The sequence below is a fragment of the Nocardiopsis sp. CC223A genome (assembly GCF_030766825.1).
In the GTDB taxonomy this organism is placed as follows: domain Bacteria; phylum Actinomycetota; class Actinomycetes; order Streptosporangiales; family Streptosporangiaceae; genus Nocardiopsis.
This window is the reverse complement of record NZ_JASFDV010000114.1, coordinates 1-17,590: the sequence shown is the minus strand read 5'-3', so window position 1 is coordinate 17,590 and position 17,590 is coordinate 1. Positions and strand designations below refer to the sequence as shown.

The following is a 17,590-nucleotide window of genomic DNA, read 5'->3' as shown; positions in this document are numbered from 1 at the left end:
GCGCCGCGGGCAGGGGCTTGACGAGCTTGTTCGGAAGCAGCAGGACCACGGCGGTCCCACCGCGGGAGGAGGACCGGAAGGACACCGTCAGGTCGTAGCGGCGGGCGATGCGGCCGACGACGGACAGGCCGAGACGGCTCCCGGAGATGGTGGTGATGTCGTCGTCGCCGGAGACGGACTCGCGGGCGCGGCGCAGCGCCTCCTCCCCCATGACCAGGCCGCTGTCCTCGACCATGACGGCGATCCCGGCCTGGACCTCCTCCACGTGGACGTGGACCTCGGCGGTGGGCGGGGAGAACTTGGCGGCGTTGTCGAGGAGTTCGGCCAGGGCGTGGATGACGCCCTCGGCGGCGAACCCGGCGATGGCCTGGCGCGGAATGTTGTGCAGGCGCACCCGGCGGTAGGCGCCGATGCGGGCCATGGCGCCGCGCAGGATGCTCTCGATCCCGATGGCGCGGCCCCACCGGCGCCCGGAGCGGGCCCCGGTGAGGATGGCGATGCTGTCGGCGATCCGGCCGGCCTGGGCGGTGCTGTGGTCCAGGTGCATGAGGTCGCCGAGGATGCCGGAGTCGGTGTCGCCGTCCCCGTAGCGCTCCTGCATGCGGCGCAGGTCGGCGAGCATGGCGGTGGTGAGGGCCTGCATGCGTCCGGCCGCGGTGGCGCAGGCCGCCATGGCGGCGGAGCGGCGGCGCTCGGCGGTGGCGATCTCGGCGGCGACCGAGCGCACGACGGCGGCGCGGGCGTCGTCGTGGGGCAGCGGGATGCGGTGCAGGGCGGTCTCCGCGGAGTCGCCCTCGCGCAGCCGCTCGACCAGGCGCGGCAGGTGTTCGCGGGCCAGGTGTTCGGTGGTGGTGCGCAGCTCGTCGAGTTCGGCGCGCAGGGCCCGAACGGTGCGGTCGCGCCGGTCCAGGACCAGGGTCAGGGCCGTGAGCAGGACGAGACCGGTGATCGCGGCTCCCAGCGCCCAGGGGTGGCGGGCGGCGGGGAAGGCGAGGAGCGCGCCGCCCCACAGGATCAGCAGCACCGGTGGGAGGTACGACCAGCGGGGGGCGGGGAACGGCGGGGAGACCGGGCCCCGGGGGGTGGTGGTTGTCATGTCTCACGTCCGGCTACGACATATCCCCTGGTCGTATCGGCTTTGGCCGGGCCGGGACCGAGGGGTGGGATCGGGGTGCGCAGCGAATACGAGAAGGGGATTTTTTTCCACAACACGCACTTTTCAGCGCACAGCGAGTCAACATATCACCAGATTCGCACAAACGGTATTGGGGAACAGGGAACAAGTGAAATGACGGACCCCCGGCCGGGGTTCTCCGCACTCGAACAGGTCCGGTACCGATCCCGGAAAAGGGTGGTGAACTGCGGGAACGGCGTTCCAGGACCCCCGGCGGGACGCTCCGACCGGCGGTGGGGGCCGGTCGGAGCGCCGCGGGGTCAGGGGTTGGGGCGGTCGATCAGGCCGCACTTGTCGAGGGCCCGGCGGAAGTCGTAGGCGGGCGAGGCCGACACATGTGCCCACAGCGACCCCGGGGGGATCACGCGCCCGGCGTGGGCCAGGACGCGGGCGGCGCGTTCGAGGTCGCCGCCGTGGTACAGGGCGGCGCCGAACAGGTGGGCGACGTTCCCGTACTCGGGGTCGGAGGTGACGTCCCCGGCCAGCCACCGGTCGGCGACCTCCGCCAATTCGCCGTGGACGTCCGGATCGGCGAAGTAGCCGTGGACGAACTCCTTGACATCGGCGATGGTGTCGATCTCGTCCTCGTCCCGGATGGTGAGCACGACGAGCTCCTTGTGGGCGGCGGGCAGCAGCCCCAGACAGGCGTCGCCGGGCCCGGCCAGGGCGGTGTTCTCCCGGGCGAAGGCGAACATCTCCTCGTGGGAGCCCCGCCACTTGCGGCACAGGACCTGGAGCCGGGAGTAGCGGCCGCGGTGGTGCCAGGAGTCCCGGGCGCACAGCTCCAGCCACATGCGGTCGAGGTCCTCGCGGCGGATGTCCATGCCCAGGCAGTACCACTGGAGGTTGTTCCAGGGGCGGGGGTCCTCGGGGGCGAGTTCCGCGGCGCGCATCAGGACTCCGGCCACGGGTTCCAGAAAGTCGTGGAAACGGCGGAACCGCTCCTCGCCCACACCGGCGGCCCAGCCCCCACCGCGGATCTCCCAGGCCGCTTTCATGCGGGTGGTCCCGCCGAGCAGGAGCAGAAGGGGGTCGTCGTCCCCGTAGCGTTCCTCCAACGCGGACAGGTGCGGGGTGCACTCGTCGGAGAGCACGTGCAGGCGTAGGTCCGCCCGCTGCGGGTCGTCGATGGCCAGGAGATCGCGCGCCCTGGCGATGTCGCCCCCGCGGACGGCGGGCAGCGCAGCCGCCAGATCCGGGTCGCGCCAGACGTCTCCGAAGGTGATGCCCGCCTTCTGGACCTGGCGTTCCATGATTTTGTCAATGCTCTTCTCAAGGAGCTTCAGGAGAACCACGGAGAACTTATATCGGATATCAAGTCCGTTTTTTCGCGTTTCCGGTATCAATAACGAAACACTCGCAAAGCCCCCGAAGAACAAAGGGCGGGGAACGCCCCGGACCGAACACGGAACGTCACCGTTCGGGTTTTCCGTAGTCCGTACCGGTGCCGGGGTGTGCATCCGGAACAGAGCGGGAAGGAGTGCGACAGGTCACACGCACGGCGTCACGTCGGCCCGGGCCACCTGCTCCGCAGCGCCCGGACCCGTGGTTCGACCATGGGGCGGCGGGGAATCTTGACGTGTACCTGCGTGTTACAACCCCGCGAGACCGCACAAGCGCCTGGGAGGCACCCACACGATGGCCGAGCGAGCACTGCGCGGCACCCGACTCGGGGCGACGAGCTACGAGAACGACCGCAACACCGACCTGGCTCCGCGGCAGGAGGTCACCTACGACTGCAGCCGGGGTCACCGCTTCTCGGTCACCTTCGCGACCGAGGCCGAGATCCCCGCCGAGTGGGAGTGCCGCTTCTGCGGCGACCGCGCTCTGCGCCGCGACGGCTCCGGGGAGGAGCCCAAGGCGACCAAGCCGACGCGCACCCACTGGGACATGCTGCTGGAGCGCCGGAGCATGGAGGACCTGGAGGAGGTCCTCGCCGAACGCCTGGAGCTGCTCCGCACACGCCGCCGCGAAGAGGCGGCGAAGGTGGAGGAGATCGCCAAGCAGCGGCAGAGCGCCTGACGCACCGCGCACCGCAAGGGGCGGCGGACACGACCGTGTCCGCCGCCCCTGCCGTGTCCGCGAGGCCCTACTCGGTGCCGCGCCCGAACGGGTCGCCGGTGGAGCCGACCAGTTCCTTCACCGACTCGATGACGCGGGTGGGGCGGTAGGGGAACTCCTCCGCGGTCTCCCGGTCGGAGATGCCCGACAGCACCAGGATCGTCTGTAGCCCCGCCTCCAGGCCGCTGAGCACGTCGGTGTCCATGCGGTCGCCGACCATCAGCGCGTTCTCGGAGTGGGCGCCGATCCGGCGCAGGGCCGAGCGCATCATCAGCGGGTTGGGCTTGCCCACGAAGTACGGGCTGCGTCCGGTGGCCTTCTCGATGAGCGCGGCGACCGCGCCGGTGGCGGGCAGCGGCCCCTCCGCGCTGGGGCCGGTCTCGTCCGGGTTGGTGGCGATGAACCGGGCGCCGGCGCGGACCAGGCGGATCGCCCGCGTGATGGCCTCGAAGCTGTAGGTGCGGGTCTCCCCCAGCACCACGTAGTCGGGATCGCGCTCGGTCATGACGTAGCCCACGTTGTGCAGGGCGGTGGTCAGCCCGGACTCGCCGACCACGTACGCCGATCCGTTGGGGCGCTGGGTCTGGAGGAACTGGGCGGTGGCCAGCGCCGAGGTCCAGATGGACTCCTCGGGGATGTCCAGGCCCGTGTTGAGCAACCGGGCCCGCAGGTCGCGCGGGGTGTAGATGGAGTTGTTGGTCAACACCATGAAGGGGGTGCCGTGTTCGCGCAGCTCGGCGATGAGTTCGTCGGCCCCGGGGACGAGGTGTTCCTCACGGACGAGCACGCCGTCCATGTCGAAGAGGTAGTTCCATTCGTTGCTCACGGGCCCATTGTGCCGGTAGCGGCACCGGGCACGCCATTCCTACTCCCGGGTAGTCGATTCTCCTCACACCGGGGGCGGCTCTCCGGTCCCCCCTCCAGCAGGACGCCCAAGCGCTCGCGGGCGGCCGCGCGCAGTGCCCGTGCGTCGGCCCCGGTGGCCGCACAGGTCAGAGTGCTCCCGTCGCGGTGCTCCAGCACCAGGGTGGTGGGGTGTCCCTCACCGGTGATCCGGGCACCGGCCAGGCCCTTCACACCCGGGGCGCGTCCCCGGTCCCCTCCTCCAGCAGGACGCCCAAGCGCTCGCGGGCGGCCGCGCGCAGTGCCCGTGCGTCGGCCCCGGTGGCCGCACAGGTCAGAGTGCTCCCGTCACGGTGCTCCAGCACCAGGGTGGTGCGGTGTCCCTCACCGGTGATCCGGGCACCGGCCAGGCCCTCGTACGAGTACGACCTGCCGCCCTCGTCGGCGGTGCGCCTCCGCTCCTCCCGCCCGTCGCCCGCCGCCACCCTCAACGGACGGCCTGCGGCCGCAGCCTGCTTCGGCCCGTTCGGGCACCCCGGAAGGCGGGAACCTTCGGCCTCTCCGTCGAAGTCCTCGCCCGCCCGCCGCCCGCCGCCGCCCTCAATGGGCGGCCTATGGCCGCAGGCCTTTCCTCGAAGACCTCTCCTCCAGGGCCTCCAGAGCCCCGTCGGCGCCCTCACCCGCGATTATCGATCGGGGGGACGCCGGGAACCGGGTGGCCGGATCAGGACGCGGCGCCGGTCAGACCGGCGGCCAGGGCACCGCGGGCCAGTCGGGGGCCGGGTAGGGGTGGATGCGGTGTTCCAGGAGCAGGTCGGTGCGGGCCCGCACCGCGTAGACCTCGGGGCCGGTGAGGCGCAGCTCCAGCTCCCGGGTCAGGGTGTCGTCGGGGTCGGCCAGCCGGTCGTGCAGGCGCGCCAGCCCGGCCAGCGCGTCCTCGGGCAGCGCCAGCCCCTGCCACTGCCACAGCACCGTGCGGAGCTTGTAGTCCTCGGCGAAGGTCACCCCGTGGTCGCAGCCGTACAGGTGCCCCTGCGGGGTGGGCAGCAGGTGGCCGATCTTGCGGTCGGAGTTGTTGATGACCGCGTCGAACACGGCCATGCGGCGCAGGGCGGCGTTGTCGGTCTCCCGGGACAGGGCGATCAGGTCCACGGTGGTGTCGCCGTGTACCCACAGCTGCGCCATGCCCTCGCCGAAGGGTCCGTCGCGGTGGACGGTGGGCGGGACGATCTCCCAGCCGAGCGCGTCGGAGACGGCGTGGGCGGCGACCTCGCGCCCGGCCAGGGTGCCGTCGGGGAAGTCCCACAGCGGCCGCTCCCCCGCCACCGGCTTGTACACGCAGTTCGCCGAGCGGGTGCCGTCGGAGACGGTGCAGTACAGGGTGGTGTTGGAGGCGGCGGTGAGCCGCCCCTCGACGGTGATCTCGCCGGTCCGCAGCAGGTCCAGGCCCGCTGCGGGGGTGAGGCCGTCGAAGGGGCCCTCGACCGCGGTGTCGTCGTGCGTCAAGGCGTGATCAGACCAGGCGGTCGGGCCGGTAGCCGTTCTGGCGTACACAGATGTGGCCGGCGGGGTCCAGGGGGCGTCCGCACAGCGGGCAGTCCGGGCGGCCCGCGGCGACCACCTTCAGGGCACGGCCGGCGAAGGCGCGGGCCTCCCCGGGGGTGAGGTAGACGCGCAGGACGTCGCGGTGGGCCGGGCCCTCCTCGGTGAAGACCTCCAGCTCCTCCTCGTCCTCGGCGAACTCCTCGGTCGCGGTCTCGTCGATCTCCTGGGCCTCGACGATGACGCGGGAGGCCTCGGCGTCCCAGGCCAGGGCCAGGGTGCCGACGCGGAAGTCCTGCTCGATGGGCTGTTCGAGGGGGCCCTCGTCCTCGGGGACGGCGTTGTCGTCCGGCGGCGCGCCGAAACGTCGGTGCACCTCTTCCAGTAGCTCCTCGATACGGGTGGCCAGCGCTTCGACCTGCGCCTTCTCCAGGACGACGCTGGTGACGCGGCCCTCCCCCACCGCTTGGAGGAAGAACGTGCGCTCCCCCGGCTGGCCCACGGTCCCGGTGATGAAGCGCTCCGGCGGATTGAACTGAAAGACGGGCATGCCTAGAACCTTAAAGGATCTCGGAGACGGTGTGCTCGGCTCCGGCACCGCCGCCCACGGCGGCGTCCCCGGTGGCCTCGGCCGAGGTGGGCAGGACCGGGCCGACGCCCTGCCCGGTGTCGTTGAGGACGTTGAGGAAGGGGCGGGTGCGCGTGTAGGTGATGGAGGTGACCGAGCAGGGGTCCACCCGCAACCGCTGGAAGAGGTCCAGGTGCAGCCCCAGTGCGTCGGCGATGACGGCCTTGATGATGTCGCCGTGGCTGCACGCCACGTACACCGGGGGCGCGTCGCCGGGGGTGAGCAGCAGCCGGGCGTTCCAGTCGCGGACGGCCTCGACGGCGCGGGCGGAGGCGGCGGCCAGGGCCTCGCCGCCGGGGAAGCGGACGGCGGAGGGGTGGTCCTGCACGACCCGCCACAGGGGCTCCCCGGTCAGGTCCTTCAGGGCGCGGCCGGTCCAGGATCCGTAGTCGCACTCGATGAGGCGGTCGTCGGTGGTGACGGGGACGCCCAGCGCCTCGGAGACGGCCTCCGCGGTCTCCTGGCAGCGTTCCAGGGGGCTGGACAGCAGCGCGGCGGGGCGCAGCCCGGCCAGCCTGCGGGCCAGGTCGGCCGCCTGGCCGCGCCCGGTGTCGTTGAGGTGGATCCCGGGGGCGTGGCCGGCCAGCCGGGGTCCGGTGGCGTCGGTCATCCCGTGCCGGACGAGGATGAGCGTGACCGCCTGCGGAAGGGCGCCCTGGGGTGGGAGCGCGCCCTGGGACGGGAGGGTCTCCTGGGATGGTGGTGTCGCCATGGTCACCACCCTAGAACGTGTGCCGTGGAAACCGGTCGTGCCCAGCAGGAGTGCTGCGCCGCAGGCGTCCGCCGAGGACCTTCCGCCACTCGACGGGTGGGAGCCCCGGCGGGTTCTCCCGTCGACGGATGAGAACGCGGCAGGGGCGGCGGGGCGGGGCCGTCCGCGGCAGAGTCCGTGGAACGGCGGCCGACGGGCGGGGGCCGGGGACACGGGCGGGCCCGGCCCCCCGCGGGGTCCGGGCCCGTGCCGGCGGCTCAGCCGACCCCGGCGCCGCCCCCCGGTTCGAGCACGCCGGAGAAGACGAGCACGAGGATGAGGGCGCCGAGCGCGATGCGGTAGTACACGAACGGCATGAAGCTGTGGGTGGAGATGAACCTCATCAGCCAGGCGATGACGATGTAGCCGATGACGAACGCCACGAGGGTGCCGACGATGGTCGCGCCCCAGCCCGCGTACTCGCCGCCGCCGATGTCCAGCATCTTGTACAGGCCGGAGGCGAACACCGCGGGCAGCGCGATGAGGAACGCGAACTCGGCGGCGGCCGGGCGGTTGAAGCCCAGCATGCGGCCGCCGGTGATGGTGGCGCCCGAGCGGGAGACGCCCGGGATCAGCGCCAGGGTCTGGAACAGGCCGAACGTGATGCCGCGGCCCAGGGTGAGGTCCTCCAGCTCCCGCTCGCGGCGGGCGAAGTGGTCCACGGCGCCCAGGATGAGGCCGAAGACGATGAGGGAGAGCGCGATCAGGCGCAGGTCACGGAAGGCGCTGTCGATCTGCTCTTCCAGGAGCAGGCCCAGGACGCCGATGGGGATGGTGGCCAGGATGACGTACCAGCCGATGCGGGCGTTGACGTCACCGCGCAGGTCGCGGTCGAACAGGGAGCGCAGCCAGGTGGAGATGACGGCCCAGATCCGCTTGCGGAAGTAGACCACCACGGCGAGTTCGGTGCCGATCTGGGTGACGGCGGTGAAGGCCGCACCGGGGTCGGGCCACTGGAAGAAGGCCGCGAACACGCGCAGGTGGGCGCTGGAGGACACGGGCAGGAACTCGGTGAGTCCCTGGATGAGGCCGAGGACGACCGCCTCGAAGATGGACACTCGGTTTCGGACTTTCCATGACGGTCCGGCACGAGGGGGCGCCGGAACACTGTTAGGGGCTTTCCTCCCGGGGACCGGGGGCGGGGGCCTGGAGGGGGGTGCGGCGGTGGCGGTGGGGGACCGCCCCGGCCCGCGCGGACGGCGCGGTGGACGTCCCCGGTCAGGGCTTGACGAGGGTACGCCGTGAGGATGCACAGCGGGCCGACCTCGAATGAACACGGTACCCTCCGCCGCATGGAACAGCGACAGGTGGGCCGATCGGGACTCTGGGTGTCCCGCACCGCCCTCGGTACGATGACCTGGGGCAAGGACACCTCCGAAGAGGAGGCCGGGCAGCAGCTCACCGCGTTCGTCGACGCGGGCGGCACCCTCGTGGACACCGCGGACATCTACACGGGCGGGCAGAGCGAGCGGATCCTGGGCCGGCTGCTGCGCGCCGCGGTGCGCCGCGAGGACGTGGTGGTGGCCACCAAGAGCGGGCACACCCCGGAGGGGTACCGGCCGGTGGACGCCTCGCGCCGCCACCTGCTGGCGTCACTGGACGCCTCGCTGCGGCGCTTGCAGACCGAGTACGTGGACCTGTGGCAGCTGCACGTGTTCGACCCGGCCACCCCGCCGGAGGAGACGCTGGCGGCCATGGAGGCGGCGGTCGCCGCGGGCAAGGCCCGCTACGTGGGGACCGGCGACCTGGACGCCTGGCAGTTCGCCACACTGGCGACCTGGCAGCGGGCGCGGCCGGGCCGGGTGCCGCTGGTGAGCGCGGGCGCCGAGTACTCGCTGCTCAACCGGGGCGCGGACGACGACCTGCGGCCCGCTGCGGCGGCCGCCGGGGCGCACCTGCTGGCGTGGGCGCCGCTGGGCCGGGGGGTGCTCAGCGCCAAGTACCGGACCGGGACCCCGGCGAACTCGCGGGCGGCGTTCCCGCACATGGTGTCGTACGTGGAGCCGTACCTGGACGAGCGCAGCCGCCGGGTGGTGGAGTCGGTGTGCACCGCGGCGGAGGGGCTGGGGGTGCCGCCGCTGGCGGTGGCGCTGAGCTGGGCGCGCGACCAGGAGGGGGTGGCGGCCGCCGTGGTGGGTCCGCGCACCCTGGCGCAGTTGGAGCAGGTCCTGGGTGTGGAGGGCGTGGAGCTGCCCCCGGAGATCCGCGACGCGCTGGACGACGCCACGGCACCGCGCCGCTGAGCGGGGCGGTGCCGGGGCGTCGCCGCGGCGTCAGTCCCCTGCGGGTTCGATCGGGAAGTTCTGGTCGAACACCTGGTGCGGGTCGTACTGCGCCTTGATCTCGCGCAGCCTGGACAGGGTGGGCTCGGGGAAGGCCAGGGACAGCACCTCGGGCCCGGTCCGGGTGTCGAAGCTCAGGTACATCCCGTCGATCGCCCCGTCCAGGGCGGCCCACTGCTCGTCGAGCCGGTGCGCGGCGCGCGGCGGGGCCAGGGCCACCACGGCCTGGGCCTGGTGGCGGTGCGCGTAGGCGGTGGCGTCGGCGGGGACGTCGTTGATCGCCCCGCCCACCTGGCGCAGCTGCATGAAGTAGGTGGCCCCGGAGGCGAGCATGCCCGCCAGGGCCCGCGCGGTGTCCCCGGAGATCTCCGAGACCAGGCCGGAGCGGCTGGCCGGGACCCCTGCGCCCTGGTGCGGCCCCTCGTCGAAGGGCAGGATCGCCGGGTAGGGCGCGAGCTGCGCGCTCTGGTCCAGGACCGGTCCCGCCTTGAGGAAGGGCTCCAGCGCGGCCACGGCGGCGTCGGTGTCGTCCCCGGCGTAGACGACCGTCGCCCGGGCGGCGGGCCCGGATCCGCCGCGGCCGGGCCCGGTGATGAGGAACGCGGTGACCTCGCGGGGCGCCGCGGCGGTGATCTCCCCCCAGGCGCGCAGGAACGCGGCGGCGTTGGAGGCGTCGTAGGCGAACTGCGCGAGGACGACGTCGCCGACCGGCGCGGCGACGGCCTCCACCGAGGTGAGCACGCCGAAGTTGGCACCCGCCCCGCGCATGGCCCAGAACAGGTCGGGGTTCTCGTCGTCGGAGGCGCGCAGGACGCGGCCGTCGGCGGTGACGACCTCCATCGCGGTGATGTGGTCGATGCTGAGGCCGTGGGCGCGGCCGAGGTGGCCGATGCCGCCGGTGGTGGAGATGCCGCCCACCCCGACGCCGCCGTAGTCCCCGGAGCTGACGGCCAGGCCGTGGGGGTTGAGGGCGGAGGCGACGGCGCCCCAGCGGGCCCCGGCGCCGATGCGGACCGTGCGGGCCGCGGGGTCCAGGACCTCGGTCCGGTTCATCCGGGACAGGTCGACGATGACGCCGCCGTCGTTGGTGGAGTGGCCGCTGATGCCGTGGCCGCCGCTGCGCACGTTGAGCGGGACGTCCTGGTCCAGGGCGTAGCCCAGGGCCTGCGCGACCTGCTCGGCGCTCTCCGGGCGCAGCACCAGGCCGGGCCTTCCGTTCTGCATGTAGCCGTGGCGGACCCGGGCGTAGCCGCGGTCGCCGGGTTCGACGGCGTGGTCGCGCAGCTCCTCGGGGACGGCGTCGTAGTCGATGCCGGGGCGGCGGGCGCCCAGGGCCGCGGCGGGGCGGACCGGTCCGGTGACGGTGCCCGCGGAGGCGCGCTCCTTCTCGACGGCCTCGCGCAGGGCGGGGGCGACCTCGGCGCCGAACGCCTGGATGGCGCGCGGGTCGTCGCCGCCGAGGATGAACGTGCTGAACCCGTGCTCCAGGACCAGCGGCAGCAGGTCGTCGACCCACTGGTCGGCGGGCCCCTGGAGGAAGCCGCGGCCGGTGGGCAGCACGGCGCCGCCCATCAGGTTGAGCATGCGGCGGATCCGGCGCGGGTCGCGCCCGGCCTCCAGCGCGGCCTCGTCGATGATCCGGTTGGAGCGGGGCATGTCGGCGACCTCGATGTAGCCCAGGCTGGGCAGCCAGCCGTCGGCCTTGGCGCCGGTGAGGCGGAGCATGCGGGGTTTGTAGGCGCCCAGGTCGATTCCGATGTCGTGGGCGGGCGCGGGTCCGCGCTTCATGCCCGCGACCCTGTGGTGCTTCCCGTCGAGGCGGACGCCGCCGCGGGCGTCGGTGTCCCACACCTGGCGGATGACGTCGATGGCCTCGGAGAGGGCGGCCACGCCCTGGCCGGGGGTGAGCGCGGGTCCGCCCATGGCCGCGATGCCGTCCCAGAAGGCGCCGGCGCCCAGGCCGAGCTCGAAGCGCCCGCCCGAGAGCAGGTCGAGGGAGGCCGCCTGGCGAGCGATCATCGCCGGTCCGCGCAGCGGCAGGTTGAGGACGTTGCCCGAGACCGAGATGCGGCCGGTCCGGGCGGCGACCCAGGTGAGCAGGGTCCAGGTGTCCAGGAAGCCCGGGTTGTAGGGGTGGTCCTGGTAGGTGGCCAGGTCGAGCCCGGCGGCCTCGGTGAGCTCGGCCAGGGCGACGGCGCGCCCGGGGTCATCGGCCGAGGGCGTGATGAAGGTACCGAACCGGAGCGCGTGTCCGTAGTCGGTCATGGTGCTGTGTCTCCTCGGAGGGACGCCGGGGGTCCGTGACCCGGACAGCCGGAAGGTAGGTTGTGGAGCAAATTATATTCTGCACAACTCATATTACGGCAAACCTATTCCTGGTAGTCTCGGGGCATGACGACATCGAGCCCCCGGAGCGCGCCGGCCCGCGCCGACGGACCGGCACCCGACCTGGGCTGGTCGCTGGCCGTGGTGCTCCAGCGCTGGCACGAGCGCGTGGAGGAACTGCTCGCCGACGTCCCGCACGGCAGCCGCGGCTACCACGTGCTCGTCGCCTGCGCCGACGCCGAGGCCTCCACCCAGGCCGCACTCGCCGAGCGCCTGCTCATCGACCGCAGCGTGATGACCTACGTGCTCGACGACCTGGAGGCCGCCGACCTGGTGCTCCGCCGGGTGGACGAGAACGACCGCCGGGTCCGGCGGGTGTGCGCCACCGAACACGGCCGCGAGGTGCTGGCCGACCTGGGCGCGCGAGTGGGCCGCGTGGAGGAGCACGTCCTGGCCGGGCTGGACGACGCGACCCGTGCCCTGTTCTGTACCGCGGCCCGCACCGCCGCCGTCGCCATCCAGGAGACCTCGCCCGACCTGGACCCCTGCGCCGCGGTGCGCACGGTCGTGGGCGACGCCCCGGCCGCGCGCCGGGCCCCGCGCCGCCGCACCCGCGCCCGTTCCTGAACGCCCCCGGCGTCCACAGGTTCCCGCGGGCCGCCCCGGACGTCGGCACCTCTCGGTAGGCTCCTCGGGAGAGCAGGAGCACGAGATCGAGGGGGACCGGCCCAGGTGTCCGAGGCAGTCGAACAGGTCAGCGCCGTCCTACAGGGCATGGAGGCCCCGCCCGCCCTGGCACCGCGGCTGGTGGCCGCACTGGGCCCGGCGGCCGCGGCCGAGCTGGCCGCCGACCCGTGGCTGCTGCTGCGGCTGCCGCAGGTGACCGTGGAGCAGGCCGACCACTGCGCCCGCCGCGCCCTGGGCGAGGCCGCCCGCCCCGACGACCCGCGCCGCCTGGCCGCCCTGACCGCGTACACACTGCGCACCGCCGCCGCCCGCGGGCACACCGCGGTGGAGGAGAAGCGGCTGGCCTCACTGGTGGGCCGCCTGGGGGTGCAGGACCCGGCCCGCGCCCTGGAGGCCGCCGTGGCGGCGGGCGCCTCGGCGGTGTTCGAGAGCACCGACGACTCCGACGACGACTTCGACTTCGAGGAGGGCGGGGTCCCGGACCTGCCCGAGCCCGAGCGGTTCCACGCCCTGCCCGACCTGGGCGAGGCCGAGCAGCGGCTGGGCGGGCACCTGGTGCGGCTCATCTCCGCCAACGACCCCGTCATGGACTCGGCCACCGCCGCCGAGACCGTCGACGCCGCCTGCGACAAGGGCGGGTTCACCGTCACCGAGCACACCCGCGCGGCGCTGGTCACGGTCGCCCTGCGGCCGGTGACGGTGCTCTGGCACGGGCCGGGCGAGGCCGCCGAGACCGCGCGCGCCCTGCTGTGCCTGGCCGCGATCGCCCAGGACAGCCGGGTGGGGATCACCGTGGTGGCGCCCACCGCGCAGACGGCCGCCGCCGTGGCCGCCGACCTGGCCGCGGTGGCGCAGGGCGACCCGGGGGTGCGCGTGCTCTCCCTGGCCGCCGCGCTGCGGGAGGGCCCGCTCTCCTCCGGCCTGGTGGTGCTGTGCGAGTCGATGGCGGTGGGCACGGCCCGCGCCGCCGATCTGGCCGCCGCCTGCGCCGACGGGGCGCACCTGGTCCTGCTCGCCGACCCGCGGCAGGCCCCGTCCGCCACCCCGGGCCGGGTCGCCGAGGACATCGTGCGCTCGCGCACCGCCCACACCGCCGAGATCGCCGCCCCCGAGGACGACGGGACCCCGGGCCCCATCGCCGCGCTGGCGCTGGCCGTGTCCGAGGGCGAGGTCCCCGAGGTGGACGCCCCCGGCCGCGAGGTGGTGCGGGTCCCCGCCGCGTCGGCGGAGGAGGCCGCCCACCGGGTCGTGCAGCTGGTCACCGACTCCATCCCGCGCGCCCTGGGCATCCCCGCCGGGGACGTGCGGGTGGTCACCGCCCGCGAGGACGGCCCGGCCGGGGCCCGCGCGCTCAACGCCGCCTGCAAGGAACGGCTGAACCCGGGCCCCGGCGCCCTGGGCGGGTTCGACCCCGGCGACGCGGTGCTGCTGGTGGCCGCGGGGCCCGGGTACGGGCCGGGCGACACCGGGGTGCTGCGCGGCCCCGTCGAGGGCGGTGTGGAGGTGGAGCTGGCCGACGGCGCGAAGGCCACCGTCACCGACCCGGCGGCGCTGCGCCGGGGGTGGGCGCTCACCGTGGGTGCCGCCCACGGCGGCCGCTGGCCCGCCGTGGTGGGTGTGTTCCCGCCCGACGCGCCCGTGTCACGGCCCCGGGTGTACACCGTGCTGACCCGCGCCCTCCGCCACGTGTCCCTGGTGGACGCCACCGGCGGCGCGCTGGAGACCGGGGTGCGCGAGACCCTGGCCCCCGACCGCGTCACCCGGCTGGTCCAGATCCTGCGCGAGGGCTGACCCGGTCCGGGTTCGGCCGAGGATGCGCCGGACCTCCGGCATGCGCTCCACCACCGGCGTTCCGACGGTGCGGCCGTCCTCCACCACCGTGTACGGCCGGCGGCTCCGGCCCTCGCGGAGGGCGGGCGGCCCCCTGAGGTAGCGGTGACCCTCGACGGCCGTCTCCGGCCTCCCGTGCGTCGCGACCCTCACCGGGGCGGGCTCGCCGGCGGGACCGACGGGAACGATCACGGGCTTCCTCCGGGGCGGGAGGCGGCACGTCGCCACAGCGGCCGTCCCCGCGCACCCGGTTCTCCCCCGCGGTCAGCCCTGCGGGAGGTTCTCCTCGATGAGCGCGACGATCGCCGGGTCGTCGGGCACGGTCGAGGGCCGGAAGCGGTGGACCCGGCCGTCGGGCAGGACGAGGAACTTCTCGAAGTTCCACTTGACCCGCCCCGCGTCGCCCCCGGCGTCCGGGGTCCGGGTGAGCTCGGCGTACAGGGGGTGCCGCCCCTTCCCGTTCACCTTGACCTTGCTCATCATCGGGAAGGTCACGCCCCAGGTCATCGAGCAGTACTCGGCGATCTTGTCGTCTCCGCCGAACTCCTGGAGGAACTGGTTGCTGGGGAAGCCCAGCACGGTGAACCCGCGGTCGCCGTAGGTCTTCTGCAACTCCTCCAGGGCACCGTACTGGGGGGTGAGTCCGCAGCGGGAGGCCACGTTCACCACCAGGCGGACCTTGTCCGCCCACTCCCCGAACGTCGTCTCGCGCCCGTCGATCAGCGTCACCGGGATCTCGTTCAGCTCCGCCATGGTCCACTCCTCGTCACCGTGCCTGCGCGCCGGCTTCCAGAGTGCCAGAACCCGCCCGGCGCGCTCTCACCGGTCTCTCACCCGAACGGCGTACCGTGCCGCACGGCGACGAGCGAAGGCAGGAACAGTCGATGGCACATCCCTCCACCGGGTCCGAGGGTCCCCGGGTCCTCATCGTCGAGGACGAACCCAACATCCTGGAGCTGCTCACGGCGTCCCTGGAGCTGAGCGGCTTCACCACGCGCGGCGCACCCGACGCCGAGAACGCGCTGGCGGCCCTGGCCGGGTTCACCCCCGACATCGCCCTGGTGGACGTGACCCTGCCCGGGCGCAGCGGCCTGGACCTGGTCGGGGACCTGCGGGCGCGGGTCCCCGGGCTGCCGCTGCTGTTCCTCACCGCGCGGGACACGGTCGGGGACCGGATCTCGGGGCTGCGGGCCGGGGCCGACGACTACGTCACCAAGCCGTTCAGCCTGGAGGAGGTCGTCCTGCGGCTGCGGGCGGTGCTGCGCCGCGCCGGGGCCGAGGCGTCCGGGGAGCCGCTCCGCTACGGCGACCTGGAGCTGGACGAGGACGCCCACGAGGTGCGGCGCGGCGGGGAGCCGATCGACCTGTCGCCCACCGAGTTCGCGCTGCTGCGCTACCTGCTGGCCAACGCGGGCCGGGTGCTGACCAAGACGCAGATCCTGGACCGGGTGTGGGGCGGCCAGAGCGACGACGTGCGGGTGGTGGAGACCTACATCAGCTACCTGCGGCGCAAGATCGACAAGGACCGGCCGCCGCTGATCCGCACGGTGCGCGGGGTCGGCTACGGGCTGCGCCCGCCCCGGGGGGAGCGGTGAGGCGGCCGCGGTCGCTGCGCGGCGGGATCACCCTGGCGGTGCTGGCCCTGGTCGCCCTGGGGCTGGTGGTGTCGGGGGTGGCCGGGGTGCTGCTGCTGCGCCGGGCGCTGGTGCAGGAGGTGGACCACCGGCTGCGCGGGCTGGCGGCGGCCGAGGCGTCCCCGCTCGCCGCAGGGCCCGTGCCGGAGGGGGCCGGGTACCGGCCGCCGCCGCTGCCCACCGACCTGCGGTCGCTGTCGGTGTCCGCCGACGGCGAGGTGACGCAGAGCAGCGGGCAGAGTTCCGGGGACGAGGGGTTGCCCGACGTGTCCGGGGTCGGCGCCCAGGGCCTGCGCGAGCGCTCGGGCGTCCCCTTCACCCTGCCCGACACCGACGGCGGGGACGACTGGCGGGTGCTGGCCACCGCGCGGGAGGACGGGAGCGTCGCGGTGGTGGCGCAGTCGCTCGGCGGCATCGGCACCACCGTGCGCACCCTGGTGCTCATCGAGGTGTCGGTCGGAGCGGTGATCCTGGCCGCGCTGGGGGCCGGCGCGACCGCGGTGGTGCACCGCAGGCTGCGGCCGCTGCGGGAGATGGAGGAGACCGCCCGGGCGATCGCCGAGGGCGACCTGGACCGGCGGGTGCCCCGCGACGGCGCGGCGGCGGAGGTGGACCGGGTGGGCACGGCGCTCAACACGATGCTGGGCGAGCTGTCCCGGGCGTTGGCCGAACGCGACCGGTCGGCGGCCACCACGCGGCGGTTCGTCGCGGACGCCTCGCACGAACTGCGCACCCCGCTGTCGTCGATCCGGGGGTTCGCCGAGCTGTACCGCCAGGGGCGCACCCGGGGCGTGGTGGCCGGGGACGAGCGCGGCGACGGCTGGGTGGCGCGGATCGAGGGCGAGGCCGATCGGATGGGTGCGCTGGTGGACGACCTGCTGGTGCTGTCCCGGTTCGACGAGGAGCCCGCCCTGGAGCGGGCGGACGTGGAGCTGGGGGCGATCGCGCGGGAGGTCGCCGCTGCCGTGTCGGCGCGGGCGCCCGGGGCGTCGGTGCGGGTCGAGGCGCCCGCACCGGTGCGGGCCGTGGGCGATCCGGGCCGGCTGCGCCAGGTGCTGGAGAACCTGGTGGGCAACGCGGTCGCCCACACCCCCGAGGGGACGCCCGTGCTGGTGCGGGTGGACCGGGGGCCGGTGCCGGACGGGGACGCCCCGGCGTGGGCCGGGGAGCTGCCGCCGGAGGTGGCGGAGGTGGCGGTCGTGACCGTCGCCGACGAGGGTCCGGGGATCGCGGCGGCGGACCTGCCGTTCGTGTTCGACCGGTTCTACCGGGCGCCGGGGCCGCGCGGTCCGGGCGCCGGGCTGGGGCTGGCGATCGTGGCGGCCCTGGTGGGGGCGCACCAGGGGGTGGTGACGGCGGACGCCGGGCCGGGGGGCGGCACGGTGTTCACGGTGCTGCTACCCCTGGGGTGAGGGCCCGTCTGCTCGACACGCAGAGGCGGTCACCCACCGGGATCGTGCCCGTGGGCAAGGTCGGTGTCCCCTCTCGGTTCATTCAGTGACGCCCCGGATAACGGAACACGACAAGCCGGGCCCCTTTCCCGGGAGATCCCTGGGAGTTCGCTGGGAACGGCGGCGTCTTCGCCGGTGGGAGGGGGGAAGCGGGTCAGGGTTGGAATCGGGTGAGAGGGGTCTGGGCGCGCTTCGGCGGGCTTCCGGCAGGGCGGAGGGGGTCCGCGGCCGGGCCCGGCACCGGTCGGCTGCGGGCCCGGCGGCGGGTCATTCCTCCGGGACGCGTCCGGCGGACCGGCCGCCCCGGACCGCGGACCTGCGGCGCAGCAGGACCGCCACGGCGGCCCCCGCGATCAGCACCACCAGGACCAGCGCGACCCAT

At 74.2% G+C, this 17,590-nt stretch carries 16 protein-coding genes; 6 read left to right on the top strand and 10 right to left on the bottom strand.

Going from position 1 to position 17,590, the window contains the following annotated elements; genetic code table 11:
• Both QJS33_RS28965 and QJS33_RS28960 read right to left on the bottom strand, forming a co-directional pair.
• On the bottom strand, positions 1-1,096 hold a 1,096-nt coding region (locus QJS33_RS28965), incomplete at its 3' end, for an ATP-binding protein (protein ID WP_306371252.1).
• Positions 1,097-1,434: 338 nt separating this feature from the next.
• Positions 1,435-2,427 (bottom strand): hypothetical protein, encoded by a 993-nt coding sequence (locus QJS33_RS28960; protein WP_306371251.1) that lies wholly within the window; start codon positions 2,425-2,427, stop codon positions 1,435-1,437.
• Positions 2,428-2,812: 385 nt separating this feature from the next.
• Here QJS33_RS28960 and QJS33_RS28955 point away from each other — a divergent pair, with 385 nt between their 5' ends.
• Positions 2,813-3,196 (top strand): RNA polymerase-binding protein RbpA, encoded by a 384-nt coding sequence (locus tag QJS33_RS28955; protein ID WP_306371250.1) that lies wholly within the window; start codon positions 2,813-2,815, stop codon positions 3,194-3,196.
• A 67-nt stretch (positions 3,197-3,263) separates the two neighbouring features.
• Here QJS33_RS28955 and QJS33_RS28950 read toward each other — a convergent pair whose 3' ends face one another.
• From QJS33_RS28950 to QJS33_RS28925, 6 genes are all read right to left on the bottom strand, one after another.
• The gene (locus tag QJS33_RS28950; protein ID WP_306371249.1) at positions 3,264-4,061 is read right to left on the bottom strand and encodes an HAD-IIA family hydrolase; all 798 of its coding nucleotides are present in this window, start codon (positions 4,059-4,061) and stop codon (positions 3,264-3,266) included.
• Positions 4,062-4,308: 247 nt separating this feature from the next.
• Complete coding sequence (locus tag QJS33_RS28945) at positions 4,309-4,569, bottom strand: hypothetical protein (protein WP_306371248.1); 261 nt, start codon at positions 4,567-4,569, stop codon at positions 4,309-4,311.
• A gap of 250 nt (positions 4,570-4,819) precedes the next feature.
• The gene (locus QJS33_RS28940) at positions 4,820-5,584 is read right to left on the bottom strand and encodes an SCO1664 family protein (RefSeq protein ID WP_306371247.1); all 765 of its coding nucleotides are present in this window, start codon (positions 5,582-5,584) and stop codon (positions 4,820-4,822) included.
• A 7-nt stretch (positions 5,585-5,591) separates the two neighbouring features.
• The gene (locus tag QJS33_RS28935; protein ID WP_306371246.1) at positions 5,592-6,170 is read right to left on the bottom strand and encodes a DUF3090 domain-containing protein; all 579 of its coding nucleotides are present in this window, start codon (positions 6,168-6,170) and stop codon (positions 5,592-5,594) included.
• A 10-nt stretch (positions 6,171-6,180) separates the two neighbouring features.
• Positions 6,181-6,960 (bottom strand): MSMEG_4193 family putative phosphomutase, encoded by a 780-nt coding sequence (locus tag QJS33_RS28930; protein ID WP_306371245.1) that lies wholly within the window; start codon positions 6,958-6,960, stop codon positions 6,181-6,183.
• A gap of 257 nt (positions 6,961-7,217) precedes the next feature.
• Positions 7,218-8,057 (bottom strand): undecaprenyl-diphosphate phosphatase, encoded by an 840-nt coding sequence (locus QJS33_RS28925; RefSeq protein ID WP_306371244.1) that lies wholly within the window; start codon positions 8,055-8,057, stop codon positions 7,218-7,220.
• Between the two features lie 234 nt (positions 8,058-8,291).
• Between QJS33_RS28925 and QJS33_RS28920 the strand changes: the two genes are divergently transcribed.
• Positions 8,292-9,242, top strand: coding sequence for an aldo/keto reductase (locus QJS33_RS28920; RefSeq protein ID WP_306371243.1), 951 nt, complete (start codon positions 8,292-8,294; stop codon positions 9,240-9,242).
• 30 nt (positions 9,243-9,272) lie between these two features.
• On the opposite strand, the gene QJS33_RS28915 is transcribed toward QJS33_RS28920, so the two are convergent.
• Entirely contained in the window at positions 9,273-11,546 is a 2,274-nt protein-coding gene (locus QJS33_RS28915) for an LLM class flavin-dependent oxidoreductase (RefSeq protein WP_306371242.1), read from the bottom strand.
• A gap of 126 nt (positions 11,547-11,672) precedes the next feature.
• Between QJS33_RS28915 and QJS33_RS28910 the strand changes: the two genes are divergently transcribed.
• Together QJS33_RS28910 and QJS33_RS28905 are read left to right on the top strand one after the other, a co-directional pair.
• The gene (locus QJS33_RS28910; protein WP_306371241.1) at positions 11,673-12,233 is read left to right on the top strand and encodes a MarR family winged helix-turn-helix transcriptional regulator; all 561 of its coding nucleotides are present in this window, start codon (positions 11,673-11,675) and stop codon (positions 12,231-12,233) included.
• Positions 12,234-12,338: 105 nt separating this feature from the next.
• A complete protein-coding gene (locus QJS33_RS28905; protein WP_306371240.1) occupies positions 12,339-14,084 on the top strand; it encodes a helix-hairpin-helix domain-containing protein in 1,746 nt (581 codons plus the stop codon).
• A gap of 303 nt (positions 14,085-14,387) precedes the next feature.
• On the opposite strand, the gene QJS33_RS28900 is transcribed toward QJS33_RS28905, so the two are convergent.
• The gene (locus QJS33_RS28900; RefSeq protein ID WP_306371239.1) at positions 14,388-14,876 is read right to left on the bottom strand and encodes a glutathione peroxidase; all 489 of its coding nucleotides are present in this window, start codon (positions 14,874-14,876) and stop codon (positions 14,388-14,390) included.
• A gap of 131 nt (positions 14,877-15,007) precedes the next feature.
• On the opposite strand from QJS33_RS28900, the gene QJS33_RS28895 reads away from it, so the two are divergent.
• The gene (locus QJS33_RS28895; RefSeq protein ID WP_306371238.1) at positions 15,008-15,718 is read left to right on the top strand and encodes a response regulator transcription factor; all 711 of its coding nucleotides are present in this window, start codon (positions 15,008-15,010) and stop codon (positions 15,716-15,718) included.
• Positions 15,715-17,169, top strand: coding sequence for a cell wall metabolism sensor histidine kinase WalK (locus QJS33_RS28890; protein ID WP_306371237.1), 1,455 nt, complete (start codon positions 15,715-15,717; stop codon positions 17,167-17,169). Before QJS33_RS28895 ends, QJS33_RS28890 begins: the two co-directional genes overlap by 4 nt.
• Positions 17,170-17,590 lie beyond the last annotated feature (421 nt).